The organism is Achromobacter xylosoxidans (genome assembly GCF_014490035.1).
In the GTDB taxonomy this organism is placed as follows: Bacteria; Pseudomonadota; Gammaproteobacteria; order Burkholderiales; family Burkholderiaceae_B; genus Achromobacter; species Achromobacter bronchisepticus_A.
This window is the reverse complement of the sequence record NZ_CP061008.1, coordinates 1,538,490-1,551,555: the sequence shown is the minus strand read 5'-3', so window position 1 is coordinate 1,551,555 and position 13,066 is coordinate 1,538,490. Positions and strand designations below refer to the sequence as shown.

13 protein-coding genes and 1 tRNA gene are annotated in these 13,066 nt (G+C 65.2%); 5 read left to right on the top strand and 9 right to left on the bottom strand.

Features of this window, described 5'->3' with window-relative positions; all coding sequences use genetic code 11:
* Positions 1-11: 11 nt before the first annotated feature.
* Both IAG39_RS07280 and IAG39_RS07275 read right to left on the bottom strand, forming a co-directional pair.
* Positions 12-176 carry a hypothetical protein gene (locus tag IAG39_RS07280; protein ID WP_165867845.1) on the bottom strand — a complete coding sequence of 55 codons (165 nt, stop codon included), beginning with the start codon at positions 174-176 and terminating at the stop codon, positions 12-14.
* Between the two features lie 7 nt (positions 177-183).
* Positions 184-1,383: an MFS transporter gene (locus IAG39_RS07275; RefSeq protein ID WP_059380180.1), complete on the bottom strand. Its 1,200-nt coding sequence runs from the start codon at positions 1,381-1,383 to the stop codon at positions 184-186.
* 309 nt (positions 1,384-1,692) lie between these two features.
* On the opposite strand from IAG39_RS07275, the gene IAG39_RS07270 reads away from it, so the two are divergent.
* Both IAG39_RS07270 and pbpG read left to right on the top strand, forming a co-directional pair.
* Positions 1,693-1,767, top strand: a tRNA-Arg gene (locus IAG39_RS07270).
* A 374-nt stretch (positions 1,768-2,141) separates the two neighbouring features.
* Positions 2,142-3,338, top strand: coding sequence for a D-alanyl-D-alanine endopeptidase (gene pbpG / locus IAG39_RS07265; RefSeq protein ID WP_059380181.1), 1,197 nt, complete (start codon positions 2,142-2,144; stop codon positions 3,336-3,338).
* 93 nt (positions 3,339-3,431) lie between these two features.
* Here pbpG and IAG39_RS07260 read toward each other — a convergent pair whose 3' ends face one another.
* Complete coding sequence (locus IAG39_RS07260) at positions 3,432-3,818, bottom strand: ribbon-helix-helix domain-containing protein (protein WP_054451398.1); 387 nt, start codon at positions 3,816-3,818, stop codon at positions 3,432-3,434.
* A 224-nt stretch (positions 3,819-4,042) separates the two neighbouring features.
* Between IAG39_RS07260 and adhP the strand changes: the two genes are divergently transcribed.
* A complete protein-coding gene (adhP, locus tag IAG39_RS07255; RefSeq protein ID WP_054451403.1) occupies positions 4,043-5,068 on the top strand; it encodes an alcohol dehydrogenase AdhP in 1,026 nt (341 codons plus the stop codon).
* 69 nt (positions 5,069-5,137) lie between these two features.
* Here adhP and IAG39_RS07250 read toward each other — a convergent pair whose 3' ends face one another.
* The 4 genes from IAG39_RS07250 to IAG39_RS07235 all read right to left on the bottom strand — a co-directional run bounded on the left by IAG39_RS07250 (position 5,138) and on the right by IAG39_RS07235 (position 8,288).
* Positions 5,138-5,716 carry a DJ-1/PfpI family protein gene (locus IAG39_RS07250; RefSeq protein WP_054451405.1) on the bottom strand — a complete coding sequence of 193 codons (579 nt, stop codon included), beginning with the start codon at positions 5,714-5,716 and terminating at the stop codon, positions 5,138-5,140.
* Positions 5,717-5,851: 135 nt separating this feature from the next.
* Positions 5,852-6,340: a Cys-tRNA(Pro) deacylase gene (gene ybaK / locus IAG39_RS07245; protein ID WP_118932766.1), complete on the bottom strand. Its 489-nt coding sequence runs from the start codon at positions 6,338-6,340 to the stop codon at positions 5,852-5,854.
* A gap of 42 nt (positions 6,341-6,382) precedes the next feature.
* Complete coding sequence (xerD, locus tag IAG39_RS07240; RefSeq protein ID WP_118932767.1) at positions 6,383-7,366, bottom strand: site-specific tyrosine recombinase XerD; 984 nt, start codon at positions 7,364-7,366, stop codon at positions 6,383-6,385.
* A 16-nt stretch (positions 7,367-7,382) separates the two neighbouring features.
* Positions 7,383-8,288 carry a LysR substrate-binding domain-containing protein gene (locus tag IAG39_RS07235; RefSeq protein WP_059380210.1) on the bottom strand — a complete coding sequence of 302 codons (906 nt, stop codon included), beginning with the start codon at positions 8,286-8,288 and terminating at the stop codon, positions 7,383-7,385.
* Between the two features lie 185 nt (positions 8,289-8,473).
* On the opposite strand from IAG39_RS07235, the gene IAG39_RS07230 reads away from it, so the two are divergent.
* Both IAG39_RS07230 and IAG39_RS07225 read left to right on the top strand, forming a co-directional pair.
* A complete protein-coding gene (locus IAG39_RS07230; protein ID WP_118932806.1) occupies positions 8,474-10,156 on the top strand; it encodes a thiamine pyrophosphate-binding protein in 1,683 nt (560 codons plus the stop codon).
* Between the two features lie 113 nt (positions 10,157-10,269).
* Positions 10,270-11,463 carry an acyl-CoA dehydrogenase gene (locus tag IAG39_RS07225; RefSeq protein WP_054451413.1) on the top strand — a complete coding sequence of 398 codons (1,194 nt, stop codon included), beginning with the start codon at positions 10,270-10,272 and terminating at the stop codon, positions 11,461-11,463.
* Between the two features lie 135 nt (positions 11,464-11,598).
* On the opposite strand, the gene IAG39_RS07220 is transcribed toward IAG39_RS07225, so the two are convergent.
* A complete protein-coding gene (locus IAG39_RS07220; RefSeq protein ID WP_118932768.1) occupies positions 11,599-12,654 on the bottom strand; it encodes a nucleotidyl transferase AbiEii/AbiGii toxin family protein in 1,056 nt (351 codons plus the stop codon).
* Positions 12,623-13,042, bottom strand: a complete 420-nt coding sequence (locus IAG39_RS07215) for a DUF6088 family protein (protein WP_118932769.1) — start codon at positions 13,040-13,042, stop codon at positions 12,623-12,625. Before IAG39_RS07215 ends, IAG39_RS07220 begins: the two co-directional genes overlap by 32 nt.
* Positions 13,043-13,066 lie beyond the last annotated feature (24 nt).

The window sequence follows — 13,066 nt, the reverse complement described above, 5'->3', positions numbered from 1 at the left end:
GGAAAAAGTCCCTAGAAGCCGCAGAGCGCGGCCAGGTTTTCCCAGTGGATCTGCATTTCCGGCGTGGTGTAGCCCCAGAACGCCAGGCCCAGGACGGCAACCAGGGCCAACGCGCCAGCCGCGCGCCAACCGCGATGGCGGCGGGCGGCGGATGCGGAGCGAGTCGCAGGGTTCATGGACGTCTCAGGCCGTGGCCGGCTGGGCAACCGGCTGCTCGCGCACCGGCAGGCACAGCAGCGCCGCGATAATGGCCAGCGCCACGCCCAGCCACCAGACGGCATCGTAGTTGCCGGTCTTGGCGTAGGCATATCCACCCAGCCACACGCCGATGAAACTGCCCAGCTGGTGTCCCAGGAAGACGATGCCGGACAGCGTGGCCGCATAGCGCAGGCCGTAGATCTGGCCGATCAGCCCCTGCGTGAGCGGCACGGTCCCCAGCCAGAACAAGCCCATCCACGCGGCGAAGGCGTACAGCACCCAAGGCGACAGCGGCATCCAGAGCAACAGCAGGATGCCGAAGGCGCGCATGCCGTACACCACGGCGAGGAGCCGCTTCTTGCTGTACTTGCCGCCCAGCTTGCCGGCATAGAACGAACCCAGCACGTTGAACAGGCCGATCAGCGCAATGGCGGTCGCGCCCTGCCCCGCGCTCAGGCCGCCGTCCGTGACGTAGGCGGGCAGGTGCAGCGTGATGAAAGCGGTGTGGAAGCCGCAGACGAAATAGCTCCAGAACAGGAAATGGAACGAGGGGTGGCGCACCGCCTGCTTGACCGCCGAGGCCAGCGACTGCTGCGGCCCGGTGTGGGCTTGCGGACGACCGCGCAGGAAATACGCCAGGGGCGCGCCGCAAGCGACGAACAGCGACAGCACCCACAATGCGCCCGGCCAGTCCAGGCCGCTGATCAGCACCTGTCCCGTGGGCACCACGGCGAACTGTCCCAGGGAGCCGCCAGCGCTGGCGATGCCCATCGCCGTGCTGCGGTAGGCGGGCGGCACCGCGCGCGCCACCACGGGCAGGATCACCGGAAAGGTCGTGCCGGCCTGTCCCAGCCCGACCAGCACGCCGGCGGTCAGATAGAGCGTGGCTTCATCGGTGGCGAAGCGCGTACCTATCATGCCCAGCATGTACAGCACCGCGCCCAGGGCGATGGTGCGGCCCGAACCGTAGCGGTCGGCCAGGATGCCCATGAAGATACAGGCCACGCCCCACACCAGGTTCTGCAGCGCGAAGGCCATGGAGAACACTTCGCGTCCCCAGCCCTGCGCCAGCCCCATCGGCTGCATGAAAAGCCCGAAGGTGGCGCGCACCCCCATCGCGAGCAGCACCACCAGCGTGCCCACGATCAGGGTACGGGTGAAATTCGTATCGGTTTGGTTAGACATGAAACCCGTTTTTCGTTGTTTTGGTTCGCCGCCCCCTCCACGGGACGGTCCGGCGCGCAGCGCAGGACCCGGACATCATATACAAATAGCCTCCGCGCTCCGGCAATAGCCCCGTTGAGCGCCGGGTCCGGCGGGCCGGGTTGCGGACAGCGGATTTGGGGCTTGCGCCGCCTGCTGATAGACTTGCGTCCTGCGCCGAAGCCCGTGCCCCCAGTGATAAACTCAGGGCCGAAAGATTCGTAGCGATATCAAGGCCTTAGCAAGCAAACGCGGTCACTCGACCGGCCTTGCCGCCTGATCAGCAATAGTCTCGCCGTAGTTAAATGGATATAACCGGCCCCTCCTAAGGGTCAATTGGTGGTTCGATTCCACCCGGCGAGGCCATCTCTGGCGTCGGTTCCGACGCCTTCCTTCCCAGCCCCCCCTATCCGCCCGAAGCCTTGCCCTTTGTGAGCACGTCTTGTCCTGATCTGCCCATGGACAAAAACCTCGCGCGTTCAGCCAGATGAGGGTTAATCCGGGCTACGCTCACGCGCGGCCTGCCGTTAGCTTCTCGAACTTGTCTTGTGACGAATTGAAGCTGCGTCAATACGTCACCATTATTTTTTTGGACGATGATAGCAAATCGCCTTGCGCACAACTTGAAATTGCTGTTTAAATTCGACGCGTAAGCCTCTAATTCATCTGGACTTTTTCTGGCCCGACGAAACGCCGGCTTAAGAAACATTTACTGACAGACTGACAAGCCAGCTCAAACCATGGCATTTCCCTGGAAACGTGCGATTGCGAACGCGATAGCGCCTGTGGCGCTGGCGGTGTGCGCGCTCCTGCCCCCCGCCGCGCAAGCCGCGAAGAATACGGACCCTTGCAAGACCAACGCCAAGTCATCGGCCTGCAAGGCGCAACAAGCGAAGAAGGCTCCGGCCCCCAAGGCCAGCTCCGGCAAGAGCGCCTCGGGCAAACAAGCCGCCTCCTCCGCGAAAACTCCCCCCAAATCCTCCTCCGGCAAGAAAGCAGCCGCCCCCAAGGGCGGCAAGCAGGTCGCCGCCAAGGGCACGCCGCCCAAGAAGGGCGCGGCCGCCGGCAAGAGCGGCAAGCCGAACAAGCCGTCGCGCGCGCAACGTGCCGCCGCTGCTGCCGCGGTCGGTTCGGCCGCCATGCCGCCGCCCGCCTCCTCGGTGCGCGCCGAAGCCGCCGCCCTGCGTTCCACTACCGCCTATGTGCAGGATCTGGAAACGTCCACGGTCATCTTCGCCAAGAACGAAAACGTGGTGCGCCCCATCGCTTCGATCTCGAAGCTGATGACCGCGGTCGTCGTGGTCGACGCCAACCTGCCCATGAACGAAATGCTGGAGATCACCGACGAAGACGTCGACGGCCTCAAGCACACCACCTCGCGTCTGCGCGTGGGCACCAAGCTGTCGCGCGGCGACATGCTGCACCTGGCGCTGATGTCGTCCGAAAACCGCGCCGCCAACGCGCTGGGCCGCCACTATCCGGGCGGCCTGCCCGCCTTCGTGGCCGCCATGAACGCCAAGGCGCAGGCGCTGGGCATGACCAGCACCCGCTTCATCGAGCCCACCGGCCTGTCCAGCGACAACGTCTCGTCGCCGCACGATCTGGCCCGACTGCTGCGCGCCGCCTCCCAGCGCCCGTTGATCCACCGCTACTCCACCGATACCGAGTACGACGTCGAGGTCAACAACCGCACGCAGACCTTCCGCAACACCAACCTGCTGGTGCGCAAGCCCGACTGGGACATCAAGGTGTCCAAGACCGGCTACATCAACGAAGCGGGCGAATGCCTGGTCATGCTGGCCCGCATCAACGGCCGCGACCTGGCCATCGTGCTGCTGGATTCGCAGGGCAAGCTCTCCCGCATCGGCGATGCGGTGCGCATCCGCCGCATCGTGCAGAACGAAGTGGCGATGGCGTCGATCCAGTCTGGCGGCTGAACACCCGCCGCGCTACGCTGCCACATGAGCAAAGGGCCCGAAAAATTCGGGCCCTTTGTTTTTTGGCGCCGCGGCGGCGTCAGTGTTGGCGGCCTACGCGGCCTTGCGTTTGGGGCGCAGGGGCTGGGCGTCGTACAGCGTGGGCGGCAGGCCTTCCAGCACGGCCTGCGGGTTGAGCGAACGGATCGGCACGGCCGCGTCCAAGGGGATTCGGCCCTCTGCCTGCAGCAGTTGGTAGCGCAGGCAGCACACGCGCAGGAATGAGGTGAAATTGGCGGCCTCGCCGCGATACTCGATCAGTTCGTCGTACAGACGTTCGATCAGCTGCGTCACGCGCATGCCGTCGCGGCCGGCGATTTCTTCCAATACCTGCCAGAACAGCTGTTCCAGCCTCAGGCTGGTAGCCACGCCATGCAGCCGCAGCGAACGGGTTTCGGGCGCGTAGGACTGCTCGCTGGCGCGGATGAAGATTTCACACATGGGAGCTCCTGGAACTCGGGACTGGGCCTGGGGCCTGGGCCGGGATGCCTACGGCTGACTGTACGCCGTTTGCCGCGGCCCGGGCAAGCTGCGGGAGGCCGGCCTCTTTCTGCAACCACACGTTTCCGGCATCGGCGGGCAGCCCCCTCGGTTGATATAATTCATGGTCGGGAAAGCGTCCACGTTCGAGCATAAGGAATCTTGATCAGACTTCGGAGGCAGTGATGGATAAAACCATGAAAGCAGCGGTTGCACGAGCATTCGGCAAGCCCCTGGCAATCGAAGAAGTCGCGGTGCCGCGCCCGGGTCCGGGCGAATTGCTGGTAAAGATAGAAGCCTGCGGGGTCTGCCACACCGACCTGCACGCGGTCGAAGGCGACTGGCCCGTCAAGCCCAACCCGCCTTTCATTCCCGGCCACGAAGGCGTCGGCCACGTGGTTGCGGTGGGCGCGGGCGTGACCCATGTGAAGGAAGGCGACCGCGTCGGCATTCCCTGGCTGTATTCCGCCTGCGGGCATTGCGAGCATTGCCTGGGCGGCTGGGAAACGCTGTGCGAAACGCAGAAGAACGCCGGCTACTCCGTGAACGGCGGCTTTGCCGAATACGCGCTGGCTGATGCCAACTACGTGGGCCTGCTGCCCAAGAACGTCGGTTTCGTCGAGGTAGCGCCCGTGCTGTGCGCCGGCGTGACCGTGTACAAGGGCCTGAAGATGACGGACACCCGTCCGGGCAACTGGGTGGTGATTTCCGGCATCGGCGGATTGGGCCACATGGCGGTGCAGTACGCCAAGGCCATGGGCCTGAACGTCGCGGCTGTGGACATCGACGACGCCAAGCTGGACTTCGCCCGCCGCTTGGGCGCCGAGGTCACCGTCAACGCCAAGACCACCGACCCGGCCGCCTACCTCAAGCGCGAGATCGGCGGCGCGCACGGCGCGCTGATCACGGCGGTATCGCCCAAGGCCTTCGAGCAGGCGCTGGGCATGGTGCGCCGCGGCGGCACCGTGGCGCTTAACGGTCTGCCGCCGGGCGACTTCCCGCTGTCGATCTTCGACATGGTGCTCAATGGCGTCACCGTGCGCGGCTCCATCGTGGGCTCGCGCCTGGACCTGCAGGAATCGCTGCAGTTTGCCGAAGAAGGCAAGGTGCACGCCACCGTCGCCACCGAAAGCCTGGAGAACATCAACGACGTGTTCGACCGCATGCGGCGCGGCCAGATCGAAGGCCGCATCGTGCTCGATTTCGCCTGATATCCAAGCCGCAAGGAAAAAGCGCCAGGGCCGCAAGCTTGCGGCCCTGGCGCTTTGTGGCTTGGAAGATCAGGGCGTGATCTTCGTGCCCAGCACCGCCAGGAATTGCGACATCCAGGCCGGGTGCGCGGGCCAGGCCGGCGCCGTCACCAGATTGCCGTCGGTGTAGGCCTGGTCGATGCCGATCTCGGCATAGGTGCCGCCCGCCAGGCGCACTTCCGGGGCGCACGCCGGATAGGCGGAGCAGGTGCGGCCCTTCAGGATCCCGGCCGCGGCCAGCAGTTGCGCGCCGTGGCAGACCGCCGCGATGGGCTTGCCGGCCTTGTCGAAGGCGCGCACGATGTCCAGCACCTTTTCGTTCAGGCGCAGATACTCCGGCGCGCGGCCGCCCGGAATCACCAGGCCGTCGTAGGACGACGGCTCGACGCGGTCAAAGTCATAGTTCAGCGCGAAATTGTGGCCGCGCTTTTCGGTGTAGGTCTGTGCGCCTTCGAAATCATGGATCGCGGTGGCGATGGTGTCGCCCGCTTTCTTGTCCGGGCATACCGCGTGCACCGTGTGCCCCACCGTCAGCAGGGTCTGGTACGGCACCATGGTCTCGTAGTCTTCGGCGTAGTCGCCGACCAGCATCAACAGTCGCTTGCTCATGTTTGTCTCCCAGGGATGGCGGAAAGCCGGTTCGGGCCACGTGGCCGGGTTCCGGTTCTTGATCTACGCCCCTATTGTGACGCCGCCATCGGCCAGGGTGGTGGTATGGGAATACCACGCCCACGCAAGCCCGCCTTACTCCAGAGCGACGGACACGCCCTTGGCGCCCAGCAGCGTGACCAGCACCTTGGGATCTATGCCGATCAGATACCCGCGCCGCCCGCCGTTGATGTAGACCACCGGGTAGTCCAGCACTTCGGCCTCGACCCACACCGGCATCTTCTTGCGCGTGCCGAAGGGCGAGGTGCCGCCCACCTGATAGCCCGAATGGCGCTGCGCCACCTCGGGCTTGCAGGGCTCCACCCGCTTCAAACCGGCTTGGCGCGCCAGGTTCTTGGTGGAGACTTCGCGGTCGCCATGCATGACCACGATCAGGGGCTTGGCGGACTCGTCCTCCATCACCAGGGTCTTGACCACCGCATGCGGATCCAGGCCCAACTGGCGCGCGGCTTCGCCCGCGCCGCCATGGTCGACGTAGTCATAGGTGTGCTCCGTGTACGCCACCTTGTTCTGCTTGAGGAACTGGGTGGCGGGCGTCTCGGAAACGTGGCGGGCTTTGCTCATGGTTATGCGTGAAAGAGGAATTTCGAAGCGGCGCGTGCAGCGCTAGCCGCGAGGATGGTGCGTCGCGTGCAGCGCCTTCAGGCGTTCGCGCGCGACGTGCGTGTAGATCTGCGTGGTGGAAATGTCGGCGTGGCCCAGCAGCATCTGCACCACGCGCAGGTCGGCGCCGTGGTTCAGCAGATGCGTGGCGAAGGCGTGCCGCAGCACGTGCGGCGACAGCGGCGCGCGCACGTCCGCCAGCAGGGCATATTTCTTCACCAGTTGCCAGAACGCCTGGCGCGACATGGCTTCGGCACGGCCCGTGATGAAGAGCGCATCGCTCACGCGTCCAGCCGCCAGCTCCGGCCGCGCGGACTTCAGGTAGCGGTCGATCCAATGGGCCGCCTCGGCGCCCAGCGGCACCAGCCGGTCCTTGCCGCCCTTGCCCAACACCACCCGCACCACGCCTTCGTTCAGGCTCACGTCCAGCGTGCGCATGCCCACCAGCTCGGATACCCGCAAGCCCGTGGCGTACAGCGTTTCCAGCATGGCGCGGTCGCGCAGGCCGCGGGCCTCCTCCAGGTCGGGCGCGCGCAACAAGGCGTCCACCTGCTGCTCGGACAGGGTCTTGGGCATGCGCGGCGGCTGCTTGGCGGCGATCAGCGTCAGGCAGGGATCGCGCTCGGCGCGGTGTTCGCGCAGCGCCCAGGCGTAAAAGCGGCGCAACGCGGCCAGCCTGCGGTTGGCGGTGGTGGCGCGGGTTTCTTCGTGGCGGAAGGCGAACCAGGCTTCGATGTCGGCCTTGCCGGCATCGCGCAGAGGTTTGGCGGGTCCGGCGGGCAGGACGTGGACCTGCGCCGCATCGCCGTGGCGGTCGGCCATTTCGCGCGCGTAGGCTTCGGGATCCTCCAGCCAGCGGGCAAAGCCCGTCAGATCGCGCCGGTAGGCCGCCAGGGTGTTGGCCGACAGGCCGTCTTCCAGCCAGACGGCATCGATGAAGGCGTCGATATCGGCCTGGGATTCAAGCGGGGGGCGGATTGCGGACATGGCTGGATTCTACGACTCAGCGTCCGCCCACGCCTGCGGCGGCGGACTTCAGCCAGCTCTCGAAGAGCTTGAGCGCTTCGGACCGTTCGCTGCGCTGCGGATAGCCGAAGTAATAGCCCTGGCTGACCAACAGCGATTGCGGCACGGGCATCGCCAGCGTGCCTTGGTCGAGCGCGGGCTGGGCCAGGAAACGCGGCATCAGCCCGACTCCCAGGCCGGCCTGCACCGCCGCCATCACCATGGTGAAAAGCTCGTAGCGCGGCCCGCCGGCGGCGTGCGGACCATAAAGATGGCTGTTGGCCGCGTACCACTGGCGCCAGGCGTCCGGCCGCGAAGCCAGGTGCAGATGGGTCATGCCGGACAAGGCGCTGGCCCCCGGTTCCGCCGCCCGCGCCGCCAGCTCTGGCGCGCACACCGGCACCAGTTCGCGTTCGGGGAACAGCAGCACGCCCTGGGTGCCTGGCCACAATCCGTCCCCGTGATACAGCGCGCCGTCGAAGGGCTGGTCCTTGAACTGGAACGGCAACGTGCGCACGGACAGGCTGACCGTGATGTCGCCGTGCTCGCGCTGGAAATCCGCCAGGCGCGGGATCAACCAGGTCGTCGCCAGGGTGGGCACCACGGCGATATGGATGCTGCGGCCCATGCCGGTGCGGCTGACCAGGCCGAAAGTGTCTTTTTCGATCTGATCCAAATGGTGGCGGATGCGGCCGGCGTACTCCGCTCCGTGATCGGTCAGCACGATGCGCCGGCGCACCCGCGTGAACAGCTGCACGCCCAGGCGCGCCTCCAGGCTGGCCACTTGGCGGTAGACGGCGCTATGCGTCAGGGACAATTCCTCGGCGGCGCGGGAAAAGCTGCCCAGCCGGGCCGACGCTTCAAACGCCTGCAGGGCGCTCAGGTTGGGAATGCCGTTTCTCATATCGCGGGAACCGCCAGGTGCCGGCGGGCGCCGCCGCTGCTGCGCCGCTCGGATCTTGCCGCGGCGCAGCATGGCAGGTCGTGCCGGTGGGTCAATAGATTGTGCAATTTTATCAATTGCATTGTGCGATCAAGGAACATTATGCTCGGATGTCCTAACCTCGGCTCATCATGACTACCACCCCCATGTCCCAGCAAGAATCCCGCCTTGGCGGTCACATCCTGGTCGACCAGCTGGTTGCGCAGGGCGTCAAACATGTTTTCTGTGTTCCCGGTGAAAGCTATCTGGCGGTGCTGGACGGCCTGCACGATGCGGACATCAAGGTCACGGTGTGCCGCCAGGAAGGCGGCGCGGCCATGATGGCCGACGCCCATGGCAAGCTGACCGGCGAACCTGGCATCTGCATGGTGACCCGCGGCCCGGGCGCGTCCAACGCGCTGGCGGGCGTGCACATCGCCAAGCAGGACTCCACCCCCCTGATCCTCTTCGTCGGCCAGATCGAGCGCGGCATGCGCGAACGCGAAGCCTTCCAGGAAATGGATTACCGCGCCGTGTTCGGCACGCAGGCCAAGTGGGTCACCGAGATCGATCAGGTCGAACGCATCCCCGAACTGGTTTCGCGCGCCTTCCACATCGCCACCTCGGGCCGTCCCGGCCCGGTCGTGATCGCGCTGCCCGAAGACATGCTGGTCGAAGCCGCCAAGGTCGCCGACGCGCCACGCTACGAAGTCATCGATTCCGCCCCCACCGCCGGCCAGCTGGCCGACCTGGAAAAGCTGCTGGCCGAGGCCAAAAATCCGGTCGCCATCCTGGGCGGCACTCGCTGGGACGCCCGCGCGGTGCAGCAGTTCGCCGATTTTGCGCAGCGCCACGCGCTGCCCACGGCCGTGTCCTTCCGCCGCCAGATGCTGTTCCCGGCCGACCACCCCTGCTTCATCGGCGACGTGGGTCTGGGCATCAACCCCGCGCTGCTCAAGCGCGTCGCCGATGCGGACCTGATCCTGCTGGTCGGCGGCCGCATGTCGGAAAACCCCAGCCAGGCGTACACCCTGCTGGACATCCCGGTACCCAAGCAGAAACTGGTGCACGTGCACCCCGACACCGCCGAGCTGGGCCGCGTCTACCGCCCCACCCTGGCCATCAATACTTCGCCCGCCGCCTTTGCGCAGGCGCTGGGCGGCCTGAAGGCGCCGGCCCAGCCCGCCTGGGCCGCCGGCACGCAGGCCATGCGCGAGTCGTATCTGAAATGGAGCGATCCCAGCGCCATCACGACGCCGGGCGCGCTGCAAATGGGCCAGGTCATGGCCTACCTGGAAAAGACGCTGCCGGCCGATGCCATCATGACCAACGGCGCCGGCAACTACGCCACCTGGCTGCACCGCTTCCACCGCTTTACGCGCTACGGCACGCAGCTGGCGCCGACGTCGGGCTCCATGGGCTACGGCCTGCCCGCCGCCGTGGGCGCCAAGCGCGTGTCGCCCGACAAGACCGTGGTCTGCTTCGCTGGCGACGGCTGCTTCCTGATGCACGGCCAGGAATTCGCGACCGCGGTGCAATACGACCTGCCCATCGTCGTGGTGCTGGTGGACAACGGCATGTACGGCACGATCCGCATGCACCAGGAAAAGCACTACCCCGGCCGCATTTCCGCGACCGATCTGAAGAATCCGGATTTCGCCGACTATGCGCGCGCCTTTGGCGGCCACGGCGAACGCGTCGAGACCACCGAGCAGTTCGGCCCGGCCTTCGAACGCGCCCTGGCCAGCGGCAAGCCGGCCATCCTGCACTGCTTCATCGATCCGGAAACCATCACCCCGGGCACGACCCTGGAAAAGATCCGCGACGCAGCGCTCAAGGCGCAGCACTGAAGGCGGGACGGAACGGCGGCGCCGCGCGCCGGCCGTTCCATTCGCCGCTTGCCGCCCGAATTATTTTAGGTTTAAACTTTCTAGCATTCCGAAATCCATAGCGGAGACCCAGCATGTCCTCGAATCCTTCCTTTCACTGGCAAGACCCCCTGTTGCTGGACCAGCAACTGACCGAAGAAGAACGCATGGTGCGTGACGCAGCCTACGCCTATGCGCAGGACAAGCTCGCCCCGCGCGTGCTGAACGCGTTCCGCAACGAACAGACCGACCCGGCCATCTTCTCCGAAATGGGCGAACTGGGCCTGCTGGGCGCCACCATCCCCGTCGAATACGGCGGCGCCGGCCTGAACTACGTCAGCTACGGCCTGATCGCCCGCGAAGTCGAACGCATCGACTCCGGCTACCGCTCCATGATGAGCGTGCAGTCGTCCCTGGTGATGGTGCCGATCAACGAATTCGGCAGCGAAGCGCAGAAGCAGAAATACCTGCCCAAGCTGGCCCGCGGCGAATGGATCGGCTGCTTCGGCCTGACCGAACCCAACCACGGCTCCGACCCCGGCGGCATGGAAACCCGCGCCGTCAAGACGTCCGACGGCTACAAGATTTCCGGCAACAAGATGTGGATCACCAACTCTCCCATCGCCGACGTCTTCGTGGTGTGGGCCAAGTGCGTCGGCGGCGACTTCGACGGCAAGATCCGCGGCTTCATCCTGGAAAAGGGCATGAAGGGCCTGTCGGCCCCCGCCATCCACGGCAAGGTCGGTCTGCGCGCCTCGATCACCGGTGAAATCGTCATGGACGAAGTGGAAGTGTCCGCCGACCAGATGATGCCCGGCGTGTCCGGCCTGAAGGGTCCGTTCACCTGCCTGAACTCGGCCCGCTACGGCATCGCCTGGGGCGCCGTGGGCGCCGCCGAAGCTTGCTGGCACACCGCCCGCCAGTACACGCTGGACCGCAAGCAGTTCGGCCGCCCCCTGGCCGCCAACCAGCTGATCCAGAAGAAGCTGGCCGACATGCAGACCGAAATCACGCTGGCCCTGCAAGGCTGCCTGCGCCTGGGCCGCATGAAGGACGAAGGCACCGCCGCCGTCGAAATCACCTCCATCATGAAGCGCAATTCCTGCGGCAAGGCGCTGGACATCGCCCGCCTGGCGCGCGACATGCTCGGCGGCAACGGCATCTCCGACGAATTCGGCGTGGCCCGCCACCTGGTGAACCTGGAAGTGGTCAACACCTACGAAGGCACCCACGACGTGCACGCCCTGATCCTGGGCCGCGCGCAGACCGGCATCCAGGCGTTCTATTGATCGCTTGATCGGTTCCGACGAAACCGCCCTACGGGGCGGTTTTTTTTGCCACGACTCAACGGCAGCGCCTGCTGTCCTTGGACAGCGAGCGCCGCGCCCGCTTCCCGGATATCGGTGCTGCTGGAAGGTCGCAAGTCAAACGCGGTGATCCAGCAACTCTTCTGCAGCACGCGCAAAGACCGCATAGCAGGTTTCGAAATCCGGCTTCTGCGCAGCATAGAGCAGTGGCTTCAGACGCTGCTCGAAGTTGGTCTTCAACCCTTCATGGACGGCAGCAGCAGCCAGCGTCCGCCTCAGCACCGAGTATGCGTCTTGATCAAACCCAGGATGCTGGCCGCGGAATTCCTCTACATCCTTTCGGACCAGCTTCGCAAAGATCTGACGGGCTGCCGCAAAGGCATCGGGCCGGGTTCCAGCAATACGCCAGACGTCATAGATATGTCGCACCAAGGCGGCGTCGTACTCGCCGCGCTGATGCCCATCCCAACTCCAAGCGCAGCGCCGCAGCAGTGACAACACCTTCTCCGCGAGCGTCTCCGCGACCGTGATGCACGCCATCGAAAAGCGCAGGGGCGCTACGCGCGGAACAAAGCCGTCGAGCATGTAGCCCATTTCGCGTATTTCAGCCGGCAACACGGGAGGACGATGTATCAGCTCAAGCTTGAGTTCGGGACGCAGCGCACCGGATACGTCCTGAAAATGCGCCGCATACGAAAGCGACAGGCAGTAGTAACGACGGCTGTCCCGCGCAACGGGGTTCTCCTCATCGTCCCGCGTCACAAGTTGGAAGCCGATATCCGTGAGACGCCGCTCCACCTGCCGATGCAAATTGCCTAGCCGAGCCCGGTATGTGTGCCCGTCTTGCAGCACATAACCTTTCGGTACATCGTCCAGCGCAACCTTGATGTCGATGTCCTCGGACATCCGCTCAACCAGACCATGCGCTTTCGAAAGGCAGGTCCCGCCGGCGAAGACCTGGCGCGTAGCCACGGTGACGGACGCCGGCCTGGGATCCCCCTTCTTGCGGTCTTTCCGATGCGCGATATGCGTGCTCCTGATTTCAGCCAGAACGCGCAGCGCATCAGTGATGTGCAAGTCCTTCTCAGCGACGGCAGGCGGCAAAGTTCCCAGCAGGCCGGCCGTGGCGGCGTCTTCAATATCAGACTTCTGTTCGTCTGAGATCCTTTTCATACGTCAGCGTACTGCTCCCTACAGTCACTTTTCGAGTGATGCGCCGGCGCCCCGTACTGACAGTCGCCCCCATGGGAATCTGGGTCGATTTGCCGCTGCTGTACTCGGCTGCGAGCGCGCTCGGTTTCACAGAGATCTTGAGCTTGCGAAAAAGCTCCGCAGTAATCATTTCCAGCGTTCCTGCGGGGGTCGGTTTGCCCGTGAACTTGTTGATGCGGGTCTTGGCAAAAGCCCCTTTGCTGACGCGTACAAGCATTCCGTCATCGACGAAGCGGGCCAAGACTCGCCCGATCTGTGAGTCGCTCGCCATATCGGCAAAGTCCGAGCGCAAGACGACAACCCCTGCGCGCTGCTTGATCGAGCGACTCATGCGATCTTCCAGCTTCATACTTTACCTCCGATAGAGCACTGA